Here is a 25,611-nt window from a genome sequence, read left to right as displayed (position 1 = left end):
ATTTGAAAGCATCTTATGTAAAAGCCTTATTTTTAGGCATATTAAGCCTTTTTTTCATCGCCTGTGAAAATCAAGAACAAGTGCAAAATGACTTTTTGTTTGATGAGTATCAAAAAGGCGATGAGATCACCTTACAAAGCGTTAATGGAGGCAGTAAAACTCTTGTAAGAACTCAAAATGGTTTTGTTATCAAGGGCGAAGAAGAAAAGATTGTCATGCTTGATTTTTTTGGCACTTTTTGTGCGCCGTGCAAAGAAGAAGCAAGCCACTTAACGCAGCTTTGGAAAAATAATGCTAAGAATTTTGTTCTCATTGGCTTGACGCATTTTGAAAGCGTGAGTGATGAAGCTGTAAGGCAATTTGCTCATGATTTTGGAGCCTTTTATTTTTTAAGCAATTCAGATCAAAACGCAAGGATCATCGCTCAAGCCTTAAAAGATATAAATTATCAAAATATGGAACAACTTCCTTTTAAAGTCGTGCTTCAAAACGGAGAGTATCAAGACTTAAGCGATTATTATAACAATGCTAAAAGTGTGAAATTTTATCTTGGTAAGGTTCCAACCGAGCTTATGCAAGAGGATTTAAACACAATCAAGGAAAAAAATGCCAAAAACTGAAAGTCTTGAAAAGCTAGAACTTAGCCAGCCAAAGATGTTTAAGCTTTTGCTTTTAAATGATGAAGTTACGACTATGGACTTTGTGATCGAAATTTTAATGGATATTTTTCATTTTGATTTAGACGCTGCAAATCGCCTTATGCTTGAAATTCATTATCAAGGAAGCGGAGTGTGTGGAGTATATACTGAAGAGATCGCCCTTTCAAAACAAAAACAAGTTGAACAGGCTGCAAAAATAGCTAATTTTCCACTTCAAACAAGGATAGAAGAAGAATGAAATACCAAGAAGATTTGAAAAAATACCTTGCTAATGCCAAGCACCTCAGTGCGATTAACCGCCATGAGTTTGTAACTTGCGAGCATTTGCTTTTTGCTCTTTTAAAGCTAAGTCCGGATTTTAAAGAAATTTTTGAAGAATTTGCAGACGCAGATTTTGACGCCCTAGAAAATGAACTAAAAAACCATATAGCCCAAAAAAATCAAATCCTAAACAAAGACATAGAACCCATAAATTCAGTTGTCTTAGATGATATCTTACATAAGCTTGACACAGAGCCAAAAATTATAGACTTCCTTGAAGAACTTAGCAAAGATGAACGCACTTATTCTAAATTTTTGCTTGAAAAACACGCTTTAAATTTAAACAAAATCGAAGAATTAAAAACTCAAAGCGAGCTTGAAAATCTTAAAAACTTCACCACAGACTTAACCGAACTTGCCACCAAAGGCAAGCTTGATCCACTCATCGGCAGAAGCTTTGAGCTCGAAAGAATGGTGCAAATCCTCTCGCGTCGCAAGAAAAACAACCCTATCTTAGTAGGCGAAGCAGGCGTTGGTAAAACAGCTATCGTTGATGGTTTAGCCTTAGCCATCACTCAAAAAAAAGTTCCACAAAACTTAGCAAATGCAAGGATTTTTAGCCTTGATATCAGCTCTTTGCTTTCTGGCACCAAATACAGAGGCGATTTTGAAAAACGTCTTAAAGATATAGTAAGCGAACTTCAAAAAATAGACAACGCCATCTTGTTTATCGATGAAATTCACACTATGGTTGGCGCTGGAGCAGCAAATGAAAGTCATACTGATATGTCAAATTTACTTAAACCCGCTCTAAGCAATGGCACACTAAAATGTATCGGTGCAACAACTTTTATGGAGTATAAAAACTCTTTTGATAAAAACAAGGCTTTAAGCAGACGCTTTGCAAAGATTGATGTTGATGAGCCAAGCAAAGAAGAATGCTTGCAAATCCTAAAAGGCTTAAGAAGCACTTATGAAAAATACCACGGCGTGAAATTTGATGATGAGGTGCTACAAGCTTGTGTAGAGCTTGGAAAGAAGTTTTTTACAGATAAGTTTTTGCCTGATTGTGCGATTGATCTGCTTGATGAGCTTGGGGCTTCTTTTAAGCTTGAAAAACGCAAAGCTAGCAAAGCAAGCCTAAAAGATCTTGAAAACACACTTGCTAAAATGACTCATTCACATAAGGTTTTTGAGCTTGATAAGGCAAAATTGCTTAAAAATTTAAGCGCTAATCTCAAAAAAGAAATTTTTGGACAAGATGAGGCTATAAGCTCACTTTGTGCGACTTTAAAACAAAGCTATGCTGGCTTAAAAAACGCAAATTCGCCAAAAGGTGTATTTTTATTTACCGGCTCAAGTGGGGTTGGAAAAACTGAGCTTTGCAAGGCTTTGGCAAAAAACCTAGGGCTGCATTTAGAACGTTTTGATATGAGTGAATATGCTGAAAAACACGCTATTTCAAGGCTTATTGGAGCTCCTGCTGGTTATGTGGGTTATGAAGATGGTGGGCTTTTAAGTAATGCGGTGCGAAAAAATCCTTTTAGCGTGATCTTATTTGATGAGATTGAAAAAGCTCATCCTGATCTTAGCAATACCTTTTTGCAGATCTTTGATAATGCAAGTTTAACTGATAGTAGTGGCTTAAGGGCTGATTTTCAAAACACCATCATCGTTATGACTTCAAATTTAGGCTTAAAAGAAAGCAATGAACTTGGCTTTTTAAGCAAGCTTGAAGAAAAAAGCTCAAAGGCTGTGAAAGACTTTTTTGCGCCAGAGTTTTTAAACAGGATCGATAAGATCATTCATTTTAATGATTTAGATGATAGTGTGCTTGAAAAGATAGTGCAAAAAGAGCTTGATGAGATCAGTAAAAATCTCAAAAATATTAGCATAAAAGCAGATAAAAAGCTTAAAATTTATCTCGCTAAAAAAGCCTATAAAAAAGAATTTGGCGTACGTCTTTTAAAACGCGTTATTGCTGAAGAAATAGGCGAAAAACTCAGCGATGAGCTTTTATTTGGCAAGCTTAAAAACGGCGGTTTAGTTGAGCTAAGGCTTGGCAAAAATGACACAATCGAGTTTGTATTCTAAGCTTTTAAACGCCCCTAGTGATGCGCCGGTGTTTTTAACTCCGCACTTAGAAAGTGATTTTTTGCTTAAAGCTTACCGCTTTGGGCTTTTTCCTTGGACGAGTAATCCTACAACTTGGTGGTGTCCTGATCCTAGAATGACGCTTTTTCCAGCTGATATTTATAAACAAAAAAGCCTCAGACGTTTTTTCAAACACTATGAGTTTAAGCTTGATAAAGCCCCTTTAAGGCTAATCAAGCTATGTGCAAGCACAAGAAAACGCACTTGGATTGATGATAATTTTTTAAAAGTCTATGAAGAGCTTTTAAAACAAGGCTTTTTGCACTCCCTAGAAGTCTATGAAAAAGACGAACTAGTGGGTGGAATTTACGGACTTATCATAGGCAAAGTGTTTTTTGGTGAAAGTATGGTAAGTCTTCAAAAAAATGTCTCAAAACTAGCCATGATAAAGCTTTGTGAGCTTTTAGAGCCTTTTGAGTTTATCATTGATTGTCAGGTGCATAATCCACATTTAGAGTTCATGGGCGCAAAAAACATCGCAAGAAAAGACTTTCTTAACCTTTTAAAAGAAAAAGTAGATCAAGAAAGTGGCTTTGAAAGCTTTAAAGACCTACTAAAGTAAAATGAAATAAATCCAAGCTACTCAAATTTTACTCACACAAACTCTACAAAACTTACCAAATAAGCTTTTAATCAAGCCTTGCAAGCTGACTTTGAAAAAAGGCGTGATCATAGCTTTGAGGGAAGTTAAAGGCTATAGCTTTGTTTTGCCTTTGGCTTAAATGTTTTAAAGCTTCATTGAGGTTTTTAAACATAAGCTCACAGGCACTAAAGGCTAAAGCCTCTATCTCAAGCCCACCACTAAGATAAATCAAAGGCATTCTAAAACTCTTGCTTACATCGAGTTTAGCTTCAGTATCATTTAAGCTTAGCTTGATATCTAAAGGGCTGATGTGTTTGAATTTATAACTTGCTGCTAAATCCAAAAAAGTTTTCATATCTGGCAAAAATGCCCCACGAGCTAAAACATAAGCGTATTCAAAAAACTTAAAGATATCTGAACTAGGACGCGGCGTATCATCGTAATTTGCCTCTATAAAAGCATAATTTTGAGCAAATTCTTTCTTGTATGTTTCAAGCAAAGAAGCCCCAAGTTTGTTTTTAGCGATATTTGCAAGCACAAGCTTAACATTGCTTTCAAACTCAAATTTCAAAAAATCACAAGGCTCATCATCAAGCCCCTTATACAAAAGCCTTGTCTCATTATCAAAACTTAAAATCACTCTTTTATCATCAAGCGTGCTTTGAATTTGTGCTTTATCAAGACTTGTAGAGCCTTTTTTATCGCTATTTGCAAAAGAAAAATCTACATAAGAAGTAAGGTTTTTCATCGGTTCTTCATAAAAACCAAATTCATCCCAAAAATTCGCCTCAGAACAAGCCATACAGCCATGTCCGCCTTGCACAGGCCACGAAGTTTTAGCATTGAATTTTACTTTTGGGCAGTTATTATAAGTATAAGGTCCCTTACAGCCTACCTTAAACAAACATGCCCCACTTTTTGCAAGCTCATCATCAAATTTTTGAGCAAAAACTCCAGCTTCAAATTTTGCTTTTCTTTCGCACATATCGTGCAAACACTTGCCATACGCCCATTTTGGACGATTTTTTTCATCTAAATTTGGTAGAGTTTGAAAAAGTGCGTAAAAGCATAAATTTGCAATGATATTAATATCACTTGGCGGACAGCCCGGCACTTGCACGATTTTTTGTTGCAAAACTTCAGCTATACCACATGCTTTGCTTGGATTAGGAGCAGCAGCTTGAATGCCTCCATAACTTGAGCAAGTCCCCATAGCAAAGATGGCTTTTGCTTTATTAGCAACTTTTTGAAGTATCTCATAACCACTCTCGCCATTTGCTCCTATGGTTAAAAAATAAGTATCTATGGGAGCTACTCCGCCTTCAACGGCTAAAATGAAGTCTTTATTGCTCTTTAAAAGCTCATCTATATTGTGCTCAGCCTGCCAGCCAGCCGAAGCCATAATGGTTTCGTGATATTCTAAAGAGATAAAATCAAACACAAGTTCAGCCAAATCAGGAGTTGAAGCCCTCAAAAGGCTCTCAGAACAGCCGGTGCATTCAGCTAAATGTAGCCATACCACGCTTGTGCGAGGGGCTAATTCAAATACCTTTTGCGCTAAAGGTGCAAAATCATTTGGCAAAGCAAGGGTTTTGATCAAAGCCTGCACGCTTTCTGGGTTGATCACTTTTTCTTCTTTTGTATCTGAGTTTTCAAGCTCTGCGATGCGTTTTTCAAGCAAGGCTTTCAACTCTTCATTACTCAAATCAGCCACTTTGAAGCTCCTTTTGTTTGTGTTGGGTGGATTATAGCATTTTAGTGTTTACAATTAGTTTAAAATTTGCTCTTAAATTTTGCATTTTTTGAAAATTTCAAAACTATAAGGGCTATAAAAGTTGTGATTTTATTAAGTTAAGATTCAAACCCTGCCCTATTCTTGCTTAAGCAAGCTTTTAGCTAGGCTAACGCAAGCTTCTAAGCTTTGTTCTTGGCTTATATAAATTTTGTTTTTAAGCCCTTTTGGTAAAGCCTTTGCTGTGCTTTGTCCTAGACAAATGATGTTATCTTTTTCATTAAAACTATAAAAACTTAAGAAATTTTCTAAGACTGAATGAGCGTTAAAGATAAAAATGGCTGGTTGTATTAAGCTTATATCAGGCTTTAAAGGCTTATTTTCATAGGCTATGCACTCGCTTAAATACACACCTAAATCAAGAAGTTCTTGGCTTAAATTTGAACGCACTTGCTTAGCCCTTAAATAAAGGCATTTTTTACCCTTAAGCTCCTCTTTAAACTCAGCTACAAGCTCACTTGCATAGGCTTTTTGAGGAAATTTTACCTCCTTAAAGCCATAGTCTAAAGCCGTTTTAGCCGTTTTAGCCCCTACTGCATATACATTTAAATCCTCAATAGCCTTGATATGAAGTCGTTTAAGAGCTTTTATGGCATTTTTTGAAGTGATGATAAGAGCCTCAAATTCACTTAAATCAAGACTAAAATCAAAAAAGCAAATTTCATTTAAAACAAGATTTTGCACCCCTTCAAAATGAGCCTTTCCAACAAGATAAATCATAATTTTTCTTCAACTGCCTTAAGCTTGCTTTTTAAAGCCCCTTGCCTACCCTCATAACAATCAAATTTAGCGGTGATATAAAAACGCTGAGCATCAAAACACTTTGAAGCCATTTTAAGCACTTTTAAAGCTTTTTTCATGGATTTACATTCAACGCAAGTTCCCATAGGATTGAGCTCATAGGCTATATTTTTACGCTTTAGCTTTTTTAGCACCTTAGCCACTTCAGCACTTTTTGATACTTCCCCACTTATACTAAAGATACAAAATTCCATTAAAACACTCATCTAGTCTCCTTAATCTGCCTTATGCTAGCTTTAAGCCTTAAAGCTGTTTCATAAGCATTTGCACTTTCCATTAAAGCTCGTATCACAGCTATGCCAGCGATTTTGCTTGAGCCTAATTCTAAGACATTGTTTTCATCTATGCCACCTATTGCCACGACTTTTAAATTCGTGTTTAAGGCTAGTTCTTTAACACCTTTTACGCCTATAAGCTCGCTTTCTTTTGAAAGACTAGGAAATACTGCCCCACAACCTAGATAATCAGCCCCTGCTGTATTTTTAAGCTGAGCTAGAGTTTTTACACTTAAGCCTATGATTTTTTGCTCTCCTAAAAGCTGTCTTGCCACATTTACACTTAAATCATCTTGCCCTAAATGCACCCCAGCACATTCTAAAGCTAGGGCAATATCAAGCCTATCATTAATGAGTAGTGGCACACAAAGTTCATCACAAAGCCTTTTAAGCTTTAAGCCAAGCTCAAAAAATTCCCTTGAGCTTAGCTCTTTTTCTCTAAGTTGCACCACGCTTACACCGCCTAAGATGGCGTTTTTTACTTGATTTAAAAAGCTCTCATCACTTCTTTTTTGCCTGCTTGCTACAAGATATAAGCTCAAATCAAGCTTGTTTTTATCAAAACTCACTCAAGCCCCATAGATTCAAAAAGATGATTAGTAGGACCACAACCCTTGCCTAAATTTAAAGAATATTTTATAGCCTTAAACACATAATCTTTTGCCTCTTTTACCGCTTCAGCCTTGCTTTTACCAAGGGCTAAGCTTGAAGCTAGGGCTGAACTTAAGGTGCAGCCTGTGCCGTGTGTGTTTTTTGTTTCTATCCTTTCAGCCTTAAAAATCTGCACATTTTGCCCATCAAAAAAGACATCATTAGCATTTGTCTTACTATGTCCGCCCTTAAGCAAAACCGCCTTTGCTCCAAGCTCGCAAAGCTCTTTTGCAGCTTTTATCATATCTTCTTCATCTTTGATCTCAAAACCACACAAATACTGCGCTTCTGGGATATTTGGGGTTAAAATATCAGCAAATTTAAGCATTTTTTGCTTAAAAAGCTCGCAATTTTCAAGAGGCATTAAGGCAAAGCCATTTTTAGCAAACATAACCGGATCAATCACAATATTTTCTGGCTTAAAATGAGCCAAATTTTCAGCCACACATTCTATAGTAGCTTTACTTCCAAGCATACCTATCTTAACAGCTTTTGGAGGGATATCCTCAAAGATAGCTTGCATTTGCTCGTCAATTACTTGCTTTGGTATATCAAAACAGCTTATCACACGCGCTGTATTTTCAGCCACAACGCTTACTACAACGCTCATTCCAAAAAGCTTAAAAGCACTAAAGGTTTTAAGATCAGCTTGCAAGCCAGCCCCACCACTACAATCACTCCCAGCTATCGTTAAAATAGGTGTTAAACTCGATCCTATAGCTTTCATTTGTATCCTTTTTTGCTTGAAATTATATCAAAATTTAAAGCTTTATGAGCCAAGTTTAAAACTTTGTTGAATTTCATTTAAAAAATCCTGTTCATTAATGCCTTGAGTGTAAAAATAAGCCCTTAAAAGCTTAGGAATACTTGCTTTTCTATACCTTTCTTTAAATTCTTTTGGGATTTTTTCACAAGTTTTATACTCAAATACAAAGGCAAGCTCATCTTTAAAGCAAAGTGCTATTTTACCTGATATAACCCCATCTTGTTTCATCATTTGCTCTCTTTGCTTAGCGCTTATTCTTAGTCCTTTTGCCTTAATGGCTTTTGCGATCAAGCTTTCTTGCTTTGAGAGTATACTTATGCCTTTAAATTCCTTGTAAAAAGCATTTTGATAAAGGGTATTTGCGTCTTTTTGAAGATAATTAAAACTTCTTTTTACTCCCTTAGCAAAAAGCTTTAAAAAAGGCTTTGAGAAATGTTTTCTTATATAATTGCGTTCAAATCGTTCATCTTCATTGCTTAAATCTTTAAAATAAACAATGTGCTTTTGCTCTAAAAAATCTAAAATTTCATCTTTACTCACACTTAAAAAAGGACGCACCAAGGTAAAACTTGGCTCTTTTTGAAGCTCTTGCATACCTAAAAGCTCACTTAAGCCTGCTCCTTTTTTAAGCTGCATTAAAAACCACTCAAACTTATCATCAAGCTGATGGGCTAAGATAAGGTTTTCATAGCCTTTTTGCTCGCAAAGTTCTTTAAAAAAGCTATAGCGAAAATCCCTTGCATTTTTTTCAAAATTATTCTTAAATTTTGGGGCAGTTTTTATAAAAATTTGCTTATTGTGCTTTTTGGCAAGCTCTTTGGCTGCTTTTAGCTCAGCCTTGCTTTGCGCTCTTGTGCCATAATCAACTAAGGCTAAATCAAAGCTGATATTTTGTTCTAAAAGCGTGTAAAATAAAGCTGTGCTATCGCTTTGATAAGAAAAGCCAAGTAAATTCTTAGCCTTGCTTAAAGCCTGCAAGCTTTTTTGACTAAGCTTCATCAAAGCTCTTTTAAGGCTGTTGCGATGAGCTTTTTATCGATACTTTGAGTGATTTTGCATTCATAAATTTTACCAAGTTCTAGCTTGCCACATAGACTTTCATTGATGAGAATTTCCCCATCAATCTCCCTATCCCAACGCAAATCCTTTCCAGCGATGAAAAACTCGCCCTCGCTACTTTGCCCTGTGATGACAACTTGCCTTGTTTTGCCTACTTCTTTTGCAAAGCTTTTTTCTAGGCTCTCATCGACGATTTTTTCGATGATCTTAAGTCTTTTGTTGATGATTTTACTTGGCACTTGAGGCATGCTAAAAGCAGCAGTATCTTCTTCTTTAGAATAACCAAAAACGCTGATTCTATCAAAGTCAAAGTCCTTAATAAACTCGCAAAGTTCGTTAAATTCAGCCTCGTTTTCATGAGGATGTCCTACTATAAAGCCTGTGCGTAAAAAGCTATCTTTGGCTGAACTCATAAGCTTTAAAAGCTCTAATAAAGCCTTTTTGCTTGTGCCTCTTTTCATGATTTTAAGCATAGTATCATTGATGTGTTGCAAGGGCATATCAAAATAATTTACAAAAACCTTTGAAGCGATGATTTTTTCGATCAAAGCCTTGCTCGCAGTCGTTGGATACAAATACAAAATGCGTGCAGATTTTATGCCCTCTAGCTTTTCAACCGCTTCTATAAGCTTAATGAGCCCATCCTTTTGCCCCTCATCAAAAAGATAAGAGCTCGTATCTTGAGCGATGAAAGAAAAGTCAAAATAACCCTTTGCTATAAGGCTTTCAAGCTCGCTTATTATGCTTTTTATGCTTCTACTTTTTAGCCTGCCTTTAAAGCTTGGTATGGCACAAAAGGAGCAGTTTTGATTACAGCCCTCAGCGATTTTGATAAAAGCATGCGTTTTTGAACCAGTGATAAGCCTTTTGCTTTGTTCATTTTGCAAATAGGTTGAGTTTGAAAACAAATTCACTTTTTTAAGGATGATCTCATCAATCTTATCATAATCACTCACCCCAGTAAATAAATCAACCTCAGGAAGCTCCTTAACAAGCTCATCTTTATAACGTTGCATCAAACAGCCTGTTACAACAAGCACTGAGCTATCTTTTCTTTGCTCGTGCAAGGATAAAATGGCATTAACACTTTCTATCTTGGCGGATTTGATAAAGCCACAAGTATTTACGATTAACACATCAGCGTTTTGAGGCTCATCACAAAGCTCATAATTTTCAAGCCGTCCTAGCATAATCTCACTATCAACTAAATTTTTATTACAGCCTAAAGACTGCAGGTAAAGTTTTGGCATAATCTTCCTCTTGATAAATTAAAGGCAAATTATAGCTAAAATTGTTTAAATTTAAAGATAGTATAAAATTTTAACTTTCCGTAACAAAAATTCAAAAAAAAATGACACAACCTGTCATAAGAAGTCGTTATAATACAAAATTATTTTTATTTTTAAAGGAAAAAAAATGAACTATATTTCAAGAATTCAAAAACTACGAAAAGTTCTAGGCGAAGGTTTGCTTGAAAAAGAAGAAGCCATTGCTTTAACGCTTTTGTGCATGATAGCTGGCAAATCTATCTTTTTATATGGTCCTGCTGGCACAGCAAAAAGTCTTGTGGCAAGACGTGTAAGTCAAGCCTTTCAAAGTCATAAATTTTTTGATTATTTGATGAATAAATTTAGCACTCCTGAAGAAGTCTTTGGTCCTTTAAAACTTAGTGAATTAAGAAAAGACAATTTAGAACGCAACATAGAAGGCTTTTTGCCAGATGCGGATTTTGCATTTTTAGATGAAATTTTTAAAAGCTCCCCAGCTATCTTAAATGCTTTACTTACTATCATCAATGAAAAGAAATTTAAAAATGGCAAAGAAAATATCAAAGTGCCTTTAAAAGCCCTTGTTGCTGCAAGTAATGAACTTCCAGCTAAAAATCAAGGCTTAGAAGCCTTATATGATCGTTTTATCATGCGTTTGATTGTGCCAAGACTTGAGGAAAAGGACAATTTTGCTAAGCTTTTACAAACCTTACCTTTAAATGAGGAAATAAAGCTTGATGAGGCTTTGAAATTTAGTAATGATGAGCTTGAAAGTATCAAAGAAAAAGCCAAAAAAGTAGAAATTCCTAAAGAAATCATAGACATATTACTTAACCTTAAAGCAAGGATAGAGCTTTTCAACAAAGAACTAGAAACAAATCAAGAAGTAAATGTAAATTTTATCGATGTGAGTGAAAGAAGATGGATAGCTATAATGGAGCTTTTACGCTTTGCTGTAGTTTTAAGTGACAGAACAAAAATGCAAGCCGTTGATTTGCTTTTAATCAAACATTGTTTGTGGAGCGATGAAGAACAAAAAGAGGTTGTAGAAAAACTTTTAAATAAAAGCTTAACTGGATCAAATACCCAAATACTAAAGTATGAAAAGGAATTTGAGGAGCAAAAAGAAGGCATTATAGAAAGTTTAGAAGAAGAGGTGTTTTATTATAAAACATTAAAAAAAGATGGAAAAGTATTTATACATTATGAAATCCCATACTTAAACAAAGACAAAAAACAAGAGATAGCGCATATTAACGCACCAGAAGAAGACTTAGATAAAAAGGAAATTTTTCAAGGATATAAATATGACTCTTATTATGGGTGGCGGAGAACAAGCGAACATTATTATTGTTTTAATAAAGCAAGAAATAAGTGCCTTATTTATATAAATGTTAAATATAATGATCCATCACAATGTGAATGTAAAAAAGAAATTAGCATCACAAATCACTCAAAAATAGTTTCTTCACGCATCTCATTAAAAATTCAAGCAAAACTCAAAGAAGACTGCGAAGAAATGATTGAGAAATTTCAAGCTGAACTAGATATGATTAAAAAGAAAAAAGAAGTATTTTGCAAAGAAAATCAAAATGCCTTTATCGATCAAGAAAATGAAGAATTTCAAATCTTACTTCAAGGTTTAGAAACAGAAAAAAGCACCTGCGAACAACTTGTCATAGAAACTAAAAAGCTTTATGATAGGGTTGAAAAGCACCCAAATATAAAGGGCTAAAATGGCTTTAAAGCAGGAGAAAAAAGAAGATTTCAAACTTTGTGATACAAGGCATTTAGCCTCTCATTGTGGGTATGATTTAGAGCATGATGAGTTAGGTATCAAAGAAAGCTTAGAACAAAGGCGAAATCTATGCGATGAAGAACTTCAAAAAAAACTTGAAAATATACCTCTTGAGATCAAACAAGAAAAAAGCAAACATTTTAAGCACGAACTTGAATTTAAAGCCCAAGAAATGCCGAGTCTATCAGCTTTGCCAGAACTTTTGCAAGAGATAAAAGAATATAATGCAAAATTTGATACCAAATTTTATACAAAAGAGCTTAAGCAAAGACAAGCAAAAGAAAAAGACTACGACGCAAAAGATTTACACAAAAACGCCTTAAATAGCTGGGAAGAATGTATTCAAGAAAAGCTTAACAAACACAAAGAAAATCTCACTCAAAACACTCAAACCAAACTCATCAAAGACACAAAAGAATGGCTTGAGCTTATAAGGAAAATGCAAGAAAGCTTTGATGAGATGGGCGAAGCTGGTGAGGTATTTAAAGATGGAGTGATGAATGAGCTAAAAGAAGGTTTAGCAAGCGGTAGAAGCGCTGATGAGTTTTTACAAGATAGTGAAGCAAGAAATCATTTTAGGGGCGGAAGCGGTGCTGATAGAGGCAAAGGGGAGTTAAAAAAACGCATACAAAATTTAAGTTCTTGGCTTAAGCTTTTAAATCAAGAAAGCGTAAAAAAACTTTGTGATATGCTAGGTAAGCTTACTAAAGAAGAAAAAAAGCTAGAGTTTGAAAAGATACAAAGCCTTCAAAGCTATGATATCAAAATAAGAACACCACACATCAAAGAAGAAATCACGGGCATTGTTTTAGGTAGGGATTTAGAAAATACCCTGCCAAGCGAATTAGCCTTAATCGATGATACAGATTTTGGCATACTTTTTGATCTTAAATTTAGCGAAAACCGCCTTTTTTGTTTTGAAAAACAAGGCTTTCAAAGTCAAAGCAAACAAAAGATGATAGATGAGGAAAAAGAAAAAGAGCTAAGCGAAGCAAAAGGTCCTATAATACTTTGCGTAGATACAAGTAGCAGTATGAGTGGCACACCAGAAACCATAGCTAAAGTCGTGGCTTTATATATAGCAAAAAGGGCTATGGAGCAAAAAAGAGCGTGTTATCTTATCAATTTTAGCGATGACATTCATACCCTTGATCTTAGCCCACCAAACAACCTTTTTAAGCTTTATAATTTTTTAGAACTAAGTTTTAACGGAGGCACAGATGCCTTGCCTGCCCTAGAAGCTGGCTTTAAAAAGATGAAAGAAGAAGCGTATCAAAAGGCTGATATGCTAGTGATTAGTGATTTTATCTTTAGTGACTATGATACACAAAGGATAAAAACCCTAATGAAACAAAAAGATGAAACAAATAAGTGTTATGCTCTTTATGTAGGATCTTTTGGGGATAGTTTAGCAAAAACAAAGCTTTTTGATGATGAGTTTGTCTGCGAAGCAAATGGCAGAGTTTCTAATCTCAGTCTTAAGATAAAAACTTTAAAAGCTAAAATTTAACTTAACTTTTTCTCAAACTTTAAGCCAAGTTTTGTTAGAATTTAAGTTTTTTGAGGGATAAAATGGATACTTATGAATACAGCGAACTTTTAAAAAGCTTAAAAAATAAAGTCGGCAATATCGCTTCCATCATCAAGCCAGATGAGCTTAAAACGCGTTTAAAAGCTATAGAAGAGCTTGAAAACTCGCCTGATTTTTGGCAAGATGCTAAAAACGCAGCGAGCATTGGCAAAGAAAAAACCAAACTTTCAAATTTGCTTAAAAATTATGAAAATGCTTTTAATGCCCTAAATGACGCGAATGAACTTTTTGAGCTAGCTAATGCTGAAGAAGATCACGCCACGCTTGAAGCTTTATTTGAAGACTCCAAAAGCCTTGAAGAACATATCAGTCAGCTTGAAATTTCCATGCTTTTAAGTGATGAAAATGACAATAAAAATGCCATTATTTCCATACACCCAGGAGCTGGTGGCACAGAAAGTAATGACTGGGCAAGTATGCTTTATAGAATGTATTTAAGATTTTGCGAGCGAGAGGGCTTTAAGGTTGAAACCTTAGACTTTCAAGAGGGAGAAGAAGCTGGATTAAAAGACGCGAGCTTTTTGGTAAAAGGCATAAATGCTTATGGGTATTTAAAGGCTGAAAATGGCATACACCGCCTTGTAAGAACCAGCCCTTTTGATAGTGCAGGACGCCGCCATACTAGCTTTTGTAGCGTTATGGTAAGCCCTGAACTTGATGATGATATAGAAATAGAAATTGCTGAAAAAGACATCAGAGTGGATTATTACAGAGCTAGTGGGGCTGGAGGACAGCATATTAATAAAACTGATTCAGCAGTAAGAATCACTCACTTTCCAAGTGGCATAGTGGTGCAGTGCCAAAATGATCGCAATCAGCACAAAAACAAAGCCACAGCCTTTAAAATGCTCAAATCTCGCCTTTATGAGCTAGAACTGATGAAACAACAAGATGCTAGCCAAGTAGGAGAAAAAAGCGAAATGGGCTGGGGACATCAAATCCGCTCTTATGTGCTTTTTCCTTACCAGCAGGTTAAAGATACTCGTTCAAATGAAGCATTTAGCAATGTTGAAGCCATTTTAGATGGGGATATTAAAAAGCTCATTGAGGGTGTTTTAATCGCTTCAAAATAAAAGTTAAATTTAGCCTTCTTAAAGCAAAACTAAGTTAAAATTCACCTCATAAATGACGGGAGCTTGTGTAACAGGCTGAGAGTAAGCTAAAAGGCTTAGACCGAACCGGAACTAGATAATGCTAGCGTCGGGAAGATTTATGTTTTTGCTGTTTTTTATCTTGAGGTATTGTAAATTTTACACGCAAAGATAAACACTCTTTATTTCTCACACTCAAACTTCTTTCATTTATCTTCAAAAATTCAAACAAGGAGATCAAATGAATACTCAAATGTCTTATGCCAAAAAGGGCATAATCACCACTCAAATGCAAGAAGTTGCTAAAAAAGAAGAAGTTAGCGAGGATTTTTTGCTTGAAAATATCGCTAAAGGCAAGATCATTATCCCTGCAAATATCAACCACAAAGCCCTTGAGCCAAATGGTATAGGCAAGGGTTTAAAAACCAAAGTCAATGTTAATCTAGGCGTTTCAAATGATTGTGTGGATTATACTGAGGAGATGAAAAAGGTTGATTTGGCACATAAATTTAAGATTGAAGCCATTATGGATTTGAGTAATTACGGCAAAACAAGCCGTTTTAGAGATGAACTTATCGCTAAATCAAAAGCTATGATAGGTACGGTGCCAGTTTATGATGCGGTGGGCTTTTTGGAAAAAGATTTAGCTCAAATTAAGGCAAAAGATTTTTTAGATGTGGTGTATCATCATGCTAAAAGTGGGGTGGATTTTATGACTATTCATGCTGGCATAAACTCACGTGCAGCAAGGGTTTTTGAAGAGGCAAATCCTCGCATAACCAACATAGTTTCAAGAGGTGGTTCTGTGCTTTATGCGTGGATGAAAATGAGTGGAAATGAAAATCCTTTTTTTGAGTATTATGATGATTTGCTTGAAATTTGTGCTAAATTTGATGTTACGCTTTCACTTGGCGATGCTTTGCGTCCAGGCTGCACGCATGATGCAAGTGATGCAGCTCAAATCGCTGAACTTATCGAGCTTAGCTTGCTTACAAAAAGGGCATGGGAGGCAAATGTACAAGTGATGATAGAAGGACCAGGGCACATGGCGATTAACGAAATTGCTGCAAATATGCAACTTGAAAAAAGAATTTGCAATGAAGCGCCTTTTTATGTGCTAGGACCTTTGGTTACTGACATAGGTGCAGGACACGATCATATAAGCGCGGCTATTGGCGGGGCAGTTGCGGCTGCAAATGGGGCTGATATACTTTGCTATGTAACCCCGGCAGAGCATTTGCGTTTGCCAAATTTAGACGATGTGCATAATGGCATAGTAGCCACTAAAATCGCAGCTCATGCTGGAGATATAGCCAAACTTGAAAAAGCAAGGGAGATTGATGATGCGATGAGTAAGGCTAGGCAAGAAATTGATTGGCAGATGATGTTTAAGCTTGCAATTGATGGGGACAAGGCTAAAAAAATGTTTAATGAAAGACGTCCTGAAGAGCTCAATTCCTGCTCAATGTGTGGAAAAATGTGTGCGATGAATACCATGAATCAAATCCTAAAAGGCGAACAAGTAAGCCTTGTGTGAAATTTGACTTTTGCCTACTTTTGGTGTTTAACGCCAATATGCTTAAACACCAAAAAATCTTTAAATCAAAGCTCAAATACAAAAAAAGCAAAATCTAAGCATTCCTTATCCTAAAATACAAACTCTTCAATTTAAACCCTAGCAGATCAAATTTATCTTGCTCTTTTACTGCTACACCCTCACATCCAAACTCTTATTTAAAACATTAAAAGTATTTAAGCTTATCTTTGAAAGCATACTTGCTCAATCATTTGAATTTAAAAACTCACTTTGATAGACATTTTGGCGGTTTGCAAATTAAATAATATTTTCAATTTGCTGGAGTTTGATGGCTTCAGCAAAAATTCATTCTGCCGATTTACTTTAATAATAAATTTCAAAAGGTAAGCTCAAATGCAAATAAGCTCTATAAATTCATACTCAAACTACGCAAATACTTTTAATTCTCAAACAAAAACTCAAAATTTAAATGAAAATTCCACTCAAACTAATGCCTTAAATTCAAGCATTTCAAATTTAGTCCAAGATAAAAGCAAGGCAGTCTCTCAAGTCTTAGGTTATGGTGTAGATAAAGAAGGCTTTTTTACTAGTGATTTTAATGAAGCAGCTGGCTTGCCAAAAGATTATAAAATTTATGCAAAAGATATACAAAAATTTGTAGATTATCACAATAGCTCTGCCCTTACGCACACAGACATTGATATAGCTAAAACTTTAGCTAATGCTTATAAAATATTTTCTCAACTCATACAAGATGAGTTAAATTCAGATACTTTCTCGCAAAAACAAATTCAAAATTTACCAATAGGATATGAATTTGATACAAAAAACTTAAATGTGCTTAAAATTTATAAAAATAGCCAAGATTTTAAAAGTGCCATCTCAAACGAGAGTAGCTTACAAAATAAAAATACAAGACTTTGGCATAGTTTTGCACCTGATTATAAAAACAATCAATTTCTTAGCCCAGATACAAATACCATATTCAACACAAGCATTTTAAAACTCAATGCAAGTGTTTATCAAAATGATGATGGAAGTGTCGCTAAAGGAGGTGTTTTAACAGCCTTTTTGTATGCAAGTTCAAGTTATGAAGTTTTTGAAGGAACAGCAAGTATTTTGGGGAAGCTTAATGGCGTAGATGATGATTTTTCTCAAGAAGAGATAAAAGATTTAAAAGCATTTTTAGAAGAAAATACTATTAATTTTACAAACGATCCTTTATCACTTTTTGGCAAAAAACTTGATTTATTGCGTTCAAACTTAAACATAGAAGACTTCAAAAACGAATGGCTAAAACTCAAAGCTGAATCTGAAAAAGCTTATACCGCGATGCAAGATGAAAAGCTAAATTCACAAGCTTTAAATAATACAAATAACTTTTTAGCCCAAAACAATGATAACCCACAAAGTGATGAAACAAACAAAACAACCTTCACTCCAATACAAGCAGAAAGTAAAAATGAAACTTATAAAGCTATAGATACAAATGAGCTTCTTAAAAAACTTTTAGAAGAAAGTTTTGATGAAAAAGATTTTCTTGAAATGATTTTTGGGATAAAAGATGAGAATGTAAATTTAAAAAGTCTTGATTTAAATTCAAGTGAGTTTTTAAATTCAAATGATTTAGTAAGTATGCTTTCAAAGATAAGCTTAAATACTTTTAATGTTTTAAATAAGAGTTTAGATGTGAAGGTGTGAAGCTGGGAGATAAGCTTGATATTTTGCTTGCTGATGAAAATATTTTTAAACTCAAACTTTTTAAAAACTTCCTAAGCTCCAAAACCTACGATTTTGTTTTTATCAAAGCTTGAGCTTAATTCTTTATGTATGCTTTCTAAAAAATCTTGCATTTTGAAAATGCCCTCTTTTGAAATGGCTGCTTTTAGGGCTGTGTTTTTAATCACCATGATGATTTGAGCGCCGCTAAGTTCATAATTTGCTAGCACATTAACGCTAAATTCTTTGTCAAATTCGGCATTTTTAGGTAGGGATTTTTGCCAGATTAAAAGCCTTTGAGTAAAATCTGGCTTTTTAAACTCTATCTTATACTCAAACCTTCTTGAAAAGGCACTATCTAGGCTTTCTAAGAAATTTGTTGTAGCGATGATCACTCCACTAAAACGCTCGATTTGCTCTAGGAAAATATTTTGCATTTGATTGTGCATTTTATCAGCCCCACTGCTACTTTCAATCCTTGTGCTTAAAAACTGATCGGCTTCATTTAAGAGTAAAATTGGGCTTTGTTTGCAATTTTGAGCGATTTTATTATAAGTGTCAAAAATTTTTCTTACATTTTGCTCGCTTTCGCCCACATATTTGCTTAAAATTTTAGAACAATCAAAGCTCAAAACCGCCTTTTTCATAGACTTTGCAAGGCTTAAAGCACTCATAGTCTTACCCGTTCCAGCAGGTCCATAAAAGATGATCTTTGCTTCTATATTTTTAGAACTTTTTATGCCCCAAGAACTTAAACGCTCAAGTACTTTTTTATCTTGTTGCTTTAAGATATTTTCTAAAAGCTCCTTTGTTTTTATAGGCATGATTACATCGTTTATATCAGTGTTTGGCTCTATAAGCTCAAATATATCTTGATCCTTTACAACGCTTTCTAATCTTAGCTTAGTGTTTTTGCTTGGCTCTTTAAAATCAATTATGCGTTGTAAAATGCTCTCGCTTAAATAAAAGCTTTTATTAATATCTCCAAAAGGGCTTAAAAACTCATCATAATCAATGAGATTTTTTTCCATAAGTTTTGAGTTTTCATCAAATAAGGCTTTATTTTTAAGTCTTTCAAGCTCAGAATTGCTAATGAGTAAGAGTAAGGAATTTAAATCCCTTGCATTTGAGTTTTCATCATTAATGCTGTATTCTTCTTTTAAAAGGGCGATGAATATGATTTGCTCTTTTTCATTTAAGGCGTATTCTTTAAAAATTTCAGCCAGGACATTATAAAATTTGCTGTGCTTAAGACGCTCTTTGATATGCTTTTCATAAGCTTTTATGGTGTTTTTAAGCTCATCATTTTGATATTTTAAGTTAAAATTAAGTCTTGCATAAAGCTCGATACGTTCAAACTCATCTTTTAAATACTCCAAATAATCACCATAAGCATCTTTTTTAGACATATCAAGCACACTTTTTTCTTCGATAAAATGCAAAAAAAGCTCACTTAAACTCAACTCAGTTTGAAGTAAATAAAGCATTGAAGCTCTTAAAGCCCTTGAATCCGTGCTTTTAAAAGCACTCATACTTTGAGTGATAAAACCAAGCTCTATAAGATGTTTAAGCTCTTCTAGGTGATCTAAATGTGAAAAAGAAGAATCCCCAAAAAGAGTAAAAAGCACGCTAAAAGCACTGGTGCTTGAGTTTGCTTGCACATAGTTTTTGCAAAGCTCTCTTAAGATCAAAGCCTCATTTTCACTGCATTTGAGTTTTTTAAAAAGCTTAGTTTCTGTGATATTTTTCTTGTTTAAAAACTCTTTTAAATCATTCATTATCAACCTTTTTAATGCTTAGCCTTATATTATTTTTCTTTTCTATAAAAAGCATTTCCTTATCACAAACTTGATAGCTTATATCATAATTTACACCCTGTAAATTCTGGCTAAAACCACAAGCATTTTGCACTAAATTCTTACCCTCAAAAAGAGGTTTAAAACGCAAAATATCTTCTAAAAAATCATCATAATAAGCCTGTCCTAAATACCTTTGATTAAAAGCTTTTTTCTCAAAACAAGCTTGTTCTAAGCAAATTTTATCTTCTATCTTAAGCCTTAAAAGCACCTGAGCGAGTTTATAAAGCTCTAAGCTCACTCCCTTTTGCTTTTCATACAAAAAACCAAAATCAGCATTTCTTAAGCCCTGCACCTTTAAACTTACATATACAGGCTCTGATTTTCCTTTTTTTAAAGGTATGGAACAACTGAGTAAAAAAAAGCTTAGTAAAATGATGGTAAATCTCAAAATTTAGACTTTATTTTAAATTTTTAAAGCTTAAATTCAGCTCTAAATTGAGCTCTTTAACCAGCTTCATCACGGCTTGTAAATCATCAATTTGCTTAGCACTTACCCTAATCTCCTCGCCTCTAATTTGAGAGCTTACCTTAAGCTTGCTTTCTTTGATGGCTTTGTTGATTTTTTTGGCATTTTCACTATCTATGCTTGAGGCTACTTCTAGGCTTAATCTTGCTAAAGCCCCACTTTCTCTGCTTTTTTCTTTAATAGCGGCAGCATTAACGCCTCTTTTGATAAGCTTTGAAATAAGCATATCTTTTAAGGTATCAAGCTTAGCTTCACTTGAGGAAGAAATTTTAAAAAGTCCAAGCTTTTCATCAAGCTCAAACTCAGCCTTTACGCCCTTTAAATCATATCTGCTTTCAAGTTCTTTTTTAGCTTGCTCTAGGGCATTTTTAAGCTCTCCGCTATCAATAGCTGCGCTTATATCAAAACTATGCTCACTTGCCATTTTTTACAAACTCCTTTAAATTCTCAAGCACCATTTCTATGAGCTTTTTCATAGCTTCAGCACTGGCAAAGGCTATGTGAGGTGTGATGATGAGTTTTTCTTTGGCTTTGATCTTTAAAAGTGGATGATTTTCCCTCATAGGCTCATGTTCAAGCACATCAAGTGCTACTCTTATATCTTTTTTATCAAGCACAAGGGCTAAAGCCTCTTCATCTACTATACCACCGCGTCCTACATTGATCAAAATAGCCCCATCTTTCATAAGTTCAAGCTCTTTTTGTGAGATAAGCTTTTTTGTCTTTTCATTAAGCGGGGCGTGAATGCTGATAATATCACAAGTTTTAAGCAAATCCTCAAGGCTAAGATGAGTAAAATCAGCCTTTAAATTCGCCCCTGTTGTAGAATGATAAAAAACCTTTGCTCCAAAGCTAGAAGCTATATTTGCAACCTGTTTTCCTATACTACCAAGCCCTATAATGCCATAATTTTTTCCCTCAAGTGTATGAATGATACGAGAAAAATCGGTAAAAATAGCACTCTTACACCATGCCCCACTCTTAGTAAAAGTATCATAATACACTATATGATTTAAAAAGGCAAAAAGCAAAGCAAAGGTATGCTGAGTAACACTTGAAGTAGAATAACCTGCTACATTTTTTACCACTATGCCTTTATTTTGGGCGTATTCTACGGCTATGTTATTCGTGCCTGTGGCTGTTTCTAAGATGAGTTTTAGGTTGGTATTGTCAATAACTTCTTCATCAATGATGACTTTATTAACCACGGCTACATCAGCTCCTTTTAGCCTTTGTATCACCTCATCTTTGCTTGTAAGCTCATAACTTACAAATTCGCCAAAGTCCCGAAAAGCACTCAAATCAGCTTCCCCTAAAGTAAGGGCGTCTAAACAAACTATTTTCATTATATCTCCTTTTTTATGCCTTTATGATATGTCCTACAAATTTAGCAAAATTATCAAGCACCAAGCCGCCTTTTCTAAAGCCTAAACCACAGCCCTCATAGGCAAAAAATACTCCAGCTTGGTATTTTTGTCCCTCATGTTCGTTAAACTCCACAAATTCTTGATAGATGAATTTATTATTTGCATACTCGCCCCCTGTTTCAAAGCTGATAGAACCATCTGCTTCTATTATGCTTATATTTGCTCCTTCTCTACCAAAAACAGGCTTTTTCACGCATTTTTTACCCACTAAAGGCTTATCGCTAGTTTCTAAAAGCAAAGGATGGTTTGGATAAAGCTCCCATAACACTTTTAATATGCCCTTGCTTTGAAAAAGTAAGGTATAGGCTGGATTTAAGATAATCGCCTTTTGATTTTGCATGATCTGCGTTAAAAGCATGGCTAGCTCGCCTTCTTCTATGGCTATATTTTCCCAAGGGATAAGCTTAAAGAAATATTCAAAATTGATACCATTTTTGAAAATTCCCTCTGGGCTAAACTCCACCTCATCAATAAAACTAAAATCGCTCTCAAAGCCAGCTTCTTTAGCAATATGAGCTAAAAGCTTAGTGGTGATCTCATCTTCATGAGAACCAGCTATACTTGAAAAAAGGATTTTCCAGCCCTGATAATACTGCTCAAAGCCCTCAACGCTTTCTTCAAGAGTAACAAGTCTTTTAAAATTATCCATCAAGCTTTCATAAAGGCTGTTAAATTGCAAGCTTTCATCAAGAGCATTTTGCTTTAAAATCGCCCATTGTAAAATCGCTGTTTCAAAAAGACTGGTTGGAGTATCAGCGTTAAACTCTATAAGCTTAATTGGCTTGCTATCAAGCCCACCAGCTAGATCAAAGCGAGAATACAAATGCCAATGCACCTCATTTTCCCAGCTCATCTTAATAGCATCAATTAAGTTAAAAGGAATGCCTAACTCATCAAAGCGGTTCTTATCAATCACTTCTTGAGCTGCAGCCACAACCATATCATAAAGCTCATTTACCGCTTCATAATACGCATTTGCTTCTTTTTGACTCACTTGCACTAGCTCATTTGAAAGATACTCACTGCCATCATTATCGGTGTGCCAGCTAAAACCTATGCTTTCTAAATAGCTTTTTTCAAGGGCTTTTACTCTTAAAAAATTCATATTAACCTCATCTTTATTAAATTAAGAGCCAAAGCTGCTTGAACTTGAACTTGCTGCCTTTGAACCGCCTCCAAAAAAGCCTGATCTTGAGCTTGAACCAGCCCTTGCGTTTTGGCTGTTAAAGCTATTCATACTTCTTTGATAGGCACTTTGATTTGAAAAAGCTCCTCTTTGATTGTTGGCAAAATTTTGATTATTAAAAAGTTTTGAGCCTATCCAAGAACCTATGATAGCTCCAGCTGCACTAGCAAGTAAGGCTTCTCCTAAGCTTAAACCACCTCCGCTCATTTGGGCGTTTTCTTGAGTAAGCTTTGAAGTGCCATTATCAATTTTAGCTTCTTCTTGTTTAAGCAAGGCGTCCATTTCTGCTTTAGTAAGCACTCTTTCAGTGCCATTAAGTTCTTGTAAAACCACTCTAGTTTCAGCACTTGGGAATTGTTCTTTGATCTTATACTCGCCTTTTGCAACTTCTTCTATAATGACAAAGGCACCTTGCTGGGCATTTTGGCTCATATCCTCTGCCCTAGTTCCTCCATCATTGCAAGCTATCAAAGCTCCAGCTGCAACCGCACTCAGTCCTGCTATCATGGTAAGTTTGGCTATTTTTTTGATGTGTTTCATGATCTTTTCCTAGTAAAAAATGAAATTTTTTAAGTGTAGCAAAGTTTTACTAAAATTTTGTAAAAATGAAAGAAAATTGCAAAAGTGTAGAATAAAAATAAACACAAAAGCCTGAATAACTCAGGCTTAAAATTTAATGTTGATGGCTAGCTTGATCAGATTTAGTATTATGATCAGCGCAAGCAAAAGCTGAAATGCTAAAAAGGCTCAAAAGAGCTGCAAAAACGATCTTTTTCACTGCTTATCCTTTCTATAAAATATTTTTTTTTAAGTGTGATGATAATATCATGTCATTTTTTAAAAACTACTTAAAAACAATAAGAAATATTAATATCTAAAATATTATCTTATATCTTTGAATTCTAATAATATATAAGTTTTAATAAAACTTAATAATGAATTAACTATTTTAAAGTTATAATTATTCTCACACAAAAATTTGTGTTTTAAAAAATTCAATTCTTAAAGGATTTCAAATGAAAAAAACTTTAGCAATGCTTGCTATGGTAGGCGTTAGTGCTCTTTTTGCAGCCGAACATGAAGTAAAGATGCTTAATAAAGGTGCTGATGGCATTATGGTTTTTGAACCAGCTTATGTCAAAGCAGCTGCAGGTGATACTATCACTTTTGTGGCTACTGATCCAACTCACAATGTTAAAAGTGTGCTTGTTCCAGATGGTGCTTCAAGTTTTCAAAGTCCGGGTGGAACAGTAAAAAAAGGTGAAAAATACAGCGTAAAGCTTGATAAAGAAGGCGTATATGTATATGAATGCGTCCCTCACACTCCAATGGGTATGGTAGGACTCATTCAAGTTGGAAAAGCTGTTAATGCTGATAAGGTAAATGATGGCTTATTTAAACCAGCAAAGGCAAAAGAAAGATTTAATAAATACGCTGCTCAAATTCAAAAATAAAGTTTCAATCTAGGCTTTTTAGCCTAGATTTTGAAAATATTTACGAGTATTTACGCACTAAAATGATGTGAAATATAGGACTTATAGACGCATTTAGCTCTTGTGTGGCTAGGTATTTCTTAGCTTTAATAGCTAATATCTTTAAAACACAAGCAAAGAAAAGAGCTAAATTCAGCCCTTTTCTTGACTTTCATAGCTTCTTAATTTATTCTTTTGTTTTTAAATCCTTATGAAACAAATTTGCAAGCTTAGCTTGAAATTTAAGCCAATCTTTTTGAAGCATGATAGGAAAGCCTCCATATACCCTGCCTCCTTCTAAGCTCTTACTTACCCCACCTCGTGCAGCAACGGTAGTAAAATCGCCTATCTTAAGATGTCCGCTTGTCGCACTTTGCCCGCCCATAACGACATTTTGCCCGAGTTCGCTTGAGCCAGAAATTCCTGTTTGAGCTACGATAATGCAGTTTTTGCCAATAACGCAGTTATGTCCTATTTGAACAAGATTATCAACCTTAGTCCCAGCCTTGATAATGGTGCTTTCAAACACAGCCCTATCGATACTCGTGCAAGCCCCAATCTCAACAAAATCTTCTAAAATCACATTGCCATTATGATAAATTTTATAATGCTCCCCAGCGTTGTTGTGAGCATAACCAAAGCCATCACTTCCTATAACGCAGTTTGCAAGCAAATGGCATTTTTTACCGATTTGACTATCACTATAAATAACCACATTTGGGTGGATTATACTAAAATCGCCTATGCTGACATTATCACCTATATACGCTCCTGCCATAATCACGACATTTTCGCCTATATTTACGCCACTTCCTAAATACACATTTGGCATTATAGTAGCACTTTTAGCGATAGTATTTGGTTTTTTTTCATTCGATACTAAAGGCTTTGCATATAGCTTACTTAAATACGCAAAAGAAAGCTGAGGATTAGCACTGACGAGCTTTTGCATATCTTTTGGCACTAAATTTTCATGCTTTTTGCTTACTATGATCGCTCCAGCTCCGCAATGAGCGATATTCTTGGCATTTTTATCGCTATCGCAATAACTCAATTCATCAAAACTTGCCCTTGAAAGCGAATTTAAAGCCTTAATCTCTAAATCCTCGCCCTTAAACTCAAGCCCCAAAAACTCCGCTATCTCGCTTAATTTCATCATCGCCCCTTAATAAAATAAAAATATTATAATCATTCTT

24 protein-coding genes and 1 riboswitch are annotated in these 25,611 nt (G+C 34.9%); of the genes, 10 read left to right on the top strand and 14 right to left on the bottom strand.

Annotated features, from left to right (window positions below):
- The first annotated feature begins 2 nt into the window (after positions 1-2).
- From DMB95_RS02615 to aat, 4 genes are read left to right on the top strand one after another with little or no spacing between them, the layout of a single operon-like run.
- Entirely contained in the window at positions 3-620 is a 618-nt protein-coding gene (locus tag DMB95_RS02615; RefSeq protein ID WP_142930800.1) for a TlpA disulfide reductase family protein, read from the top strand.
- The gene (locus DMB95_RS02610; RefSeq protein ID WP_137632179.1) at positions 607-897 is read left to right on the top strand and encodes an ATP-dependent Clp protease adaptor ClpS; all 291 of its coding nucleotides are present in this window, start codon (positions 607-609) and stop codon (positions 895-897) included. The genes DMB95_RS02615 and DMB95_RS02610 overlap by 14 nt, the downstream gene beginning before the upstream one ends.
- Positions 894-3,014 (top strand): AAA family ATPase, encoded by a 2,121-nt coding sequence (locus DMB95_RS02605; RefSeq protein ID WP_142930799.1) that lies wholly within the window; start codon positions 894-896, stop codon positions 3,012-3,014. The genes DMB95_RS02610 and DMB95_RS02605 overlap by 4 nt, the downstream gene beginning before the upstream one ends.
- Entirely contained in the window at positions 2,989-3,636 is a 648-nt protein-coding gene (gene aat / locus DMB95_RS02600) for a leucyl/phenylalanyl-tRNA--protein transferase (RefSeq protein ID WP_142930798.1), read from the top strand. The genes DMB95_RS02605 and aat overlap by 26 nt, the downstream gene beginning before the upstream one ends.
- 67 nt (positions 3,637-3,703) lie before the next feature.
- Here the strand turns inward: aat and DMB95_RS02595 are convergent, their stop codons facing one another.
- The 7 genes from DMB95_RS02595 to rimO form a co-directional block, all read right to left on the bottom strand.
- A complete protein-coding gene (locus DMB95_RS02595; RefSeq protein WP_142930797.1) occupies positions 3,704-5,371 on the bottom strand; it encodes a hydrogenase small subunit in 1,668 nt (555 codons plus the stop codon).
- A 156-nt stretch (positions 5,372-5,527) separates the two neighbouring features.
- A complete protein-coding gene (locus DMB95_RS02590) occupies positions 5,528-6,172 on the bottom strand; it encodes a uroporphyrinogen-III synthase (RefSeq protein ID WP_142930796.1) in 645 nt (214 codons plus the stop codon).
- The gene (locus tag DMB95_RS02585) at positions 6,166-6,456 is read right to left on the bottom strand and encodes a thiamine-binding protein (protein ID WP_142930795.1); all 291 of its coding nucleotides are present in this window, start codon (positions 6,454-6,456) and stop codon (positions 6,166-6,168) included. Before DMB95_RS02585 ends, DMB95_RS02590 begins: the two co-directional genes overlap by 7 nt.
- Positions 6,453-7,094: a thiamine phosphate synthase gene (gene thiE / locus DMB95_RS02580; protein WP_142930794.1), complete on the bottom strand. Its 642-nt coding sequence runs from the start codon at positions 7,092-7,094 to the stop codon at positions 6,453-6,455. The genes DMB95_RS02585 and thiE overlap by 4 nt, the downstream gene beginning before the upstream one ends.
- A complete protein-coding gene (thiD, locus tag DMB95_RS02575; RefSeq protein WP_142930793.1) occupies positions 7,091-7,903 on the bottom strand; it encodes a bifunctional hydroxymethylpyrimidine kinase/phosphomethylpyrimidine kinase in 813 nt (270 codons plus the stop codon). The genes thiE and thiD overlap by 4 nt, the downstream gene beginning before the upstream one ends.
- Positions 7,904-7,945: 42 nt before the next feature.
- Entirely contained in the window at positions 7,946-8,941 is a 996-nt protein-coding gene (gene tilS / locus DMB95_RS02570) for a tRNA lysidine(34) synthetase TilS (protein ID WP_142930792.1), read from the bottom strand.
- Positions 8,941-10,251, bottom strand: coding sequence for a 30S ribosomal protein S12 methylthiotransferase RimO (gene rimO / locus DMB95_RS02565; protein ID WP_142930791.1), 1,311 nt, complete (start codon positions 10,249-10,251; stop codon positions 8,941-8,943). Before rimO ends, tilS begins: the two co-directional genes overlap by 1 nt.
- Before the next feature lie 166 nt (positions 10,252-10,417).
- Here rimO and DMB95_RS02560 point away from each other — a divergent pair, with 166 nt between their 5' ends.
- The 5 genes from DMB95_RS02560 (at position 10,418) to DMB95_RS02540 (ending at position 17,987) form a co-directional block, all read left to right on the top strand.
- A complete protein-coding gene (locus DMB95_RS02560; RefSeq protein WP_142930790.1) occupies positions 10,418-12,004 on the top strand; it encodes an AAA family ATPase in 1,587 nt (528 codons plus the stop codon).
- A gap of 1 nt (position 12,005) precedes the next feature.
- Positions 12,006-13,577, top strand: coding sequence for a hypothetical protein (locus tag DMB95_RS02555; protein WP_142930789.1), 1,572 nt, complete (start codon positions 12,006-12,008; stop codon positions 13,575-13,577).
- A gap of 62 nt (positions 13,578-13,639) precedes the next feature.
- On the top strand, positions 13,640-14,731 hold the full coding sequence (gene prfB, locus DMB95_RS02550) for a peptide chain release factor 2 (protein ID WP_142930788.1): 1,092 nt from the start codon (positions 13,640-13,642) through the stop codon (positions 14,729-14,731).
- A gap of 45 nt (positions 14,732-14,776) precedes the next feature.
- A riboswitch (TPP riboswitch) is annotated at positions 14,777-14,882 on the top strand.
- Positions 14,883-14,990: 108 nt separating this feature from the next.
- Positions 14,991-16,286: a phosphomethylpyrimidine synthase ThiC gene (gene thiC, locus DMB95_RS02545; RefSeq protein WP_137632161.1), complete on the top strand. Its 1,296-nt coding sequence runs from the start codon at positions 14,991-14,993 to the stop codon at positions 16,284-16,286.
- A gap of 393 nt (positions 16,287-16,679) precedes the next feature.
- Positions 16,680-17,987 carry a Cj0814 family flagellar-dependent secreted protein gene (locus tag DMB95_RS02540; protein ID WP_142930787.1) on the top strand — a complete coding sequence of 436 codons (1,308 nt, stop codon included), beginning with the start codon at positions 16,680-16,682 and terminating at the stop codon, positions 17,985-17,987.
- Positions 17,988-18,058: 71 nt separating this feature from the next.
- Here the strand turns inward: DMB95_RS02540 and DMB95_RS02535 are convergent, their stop codons facing one another.
- From DMB95_RS02535 to DMB95_RS02510, 6 genes are read right to left on the bottom strand one after another with little or no spacing between them, the layout of a single operon-like run.
- Positions 18,059-19,783 carry an ATP-binding protein gene (locus tag DMB95_RS02535; RefSeq protein ID WP_142930786.1) on the bottom strand — a complete coding sequence of 575 codons (1,725 nt, stop codon included), beginning with the start codon at positions 19,781-19,783 and terminating at the stop codon, positions 18,059-18,061.
- Positions 19,776-20,252, bottom strand: a complete 477-nt coding sequence (locus DMB95_RS02530) for a hypothetical protein (protein ID WP_142930785.1) — start codon at positions 20,250-20,252, stop codon at positions 19,776-19,778. The genes DMB95_RS02535 and DMB95_RS02530 overlap by 8 nt, the downstream gene beginning before the upstream one ends.
- Positions 20,253-20,262: 10 nt before the next feature.
- Positions 20,263-20,754 (bottom strand): YajQ family cyclic di-GMP-binding protein, encoded by a 492-nt coding sequence (locus DMB95_RS02525; RefSeq protein WP_142930784.1) that lies wholly within the window; start codon positions 20,752-20,754, stop codon positions 20,263-20,265.
- Complete coding sequence (locus DMB95_RS02520) at positions 20,744-21,676, bottom strand: D-2-hydroxyacid dehydrogenase (protein WP_142930783.1); 933 nt, start codon at positions 21,674-21,676, stop codon at positions 20,744-20,746. The genes DMB95_RS02525 and DMB95_RS02520 overlap by 11 nt, the downstream gene beginning before the upstream one ends.
- A 13-nt stretch (positions 21,677-21,689) precedes the next feature.
- Complete coding sequence (locus DMB95_RS02515) at positions 21,690-22,862, bottom strand: glutathionylspermidine synthase family protein (protein WP_142930782.1); 1,173 nt, start codon at positions 22,860-22,862, stop codon at positions 21,690-21,692.
- 21 nt (positions 22,863-22,883) lie between these two features.
- Positions 22,884-23,483 (bottom strand): UPF0323 family lipoprotein, encoded by a 600-nt coding sequence (locus DMB95_RS02510; protein ID WP_142930781.1) that lies wholly within the window; start codon positions 23,481-23,483, stop codon positions 22,884-22,886.
- Positions 23,484-23,959: 476 nt separating this feature from the next.
- On the opposite strand from DMB95_RS02510, the gene DMB95_RS02505 reads away from it, so the two are divergent.
- The gene (locus DMB95_RS02505) at positions 23,960-24,397 is read left to right on the top strand and encodes a pseudoazurin (RefSeq protein ID WP_137632154.1); all 438 of its coding nucleotides are present in this window, start codon (positions 23,960-23,962) and stop codon (positions 24,395-24,397) included.
- A gap of 205 nt (positions 24,398-24,602) precedes the next feature.
- Here the strand turns inward: DMB95_RS02505 and lpxD are convergent, their stop codons facing one another.
- Entirely contained in the window at positions 24,603-25,571 is a 969-nt protein-coding gene (gene lpxD, locus DMB95_RS02500) for a UDP-3-O-(3-hydroxymyristoyl)glucosamine N-acyltransferase (protein ID WP_142930780.1), read from the bottom strand.
- Positions 25,572-25,611 lie beyond the last annotated feature (40 nt).

The organism is Campylobacter sp. MIT 12-8780, assembly GCF_006864535.1.
GTDB lineage: Bacteria > Campylobacterota > Campylobacteria > Campylobacterales > Campylobacteraceae > Campylobacter_D.
Note: the sequence above shows the minus strand (reverse complement) of the source record. Positions and strands in the feature narration are given on the sequence as shown.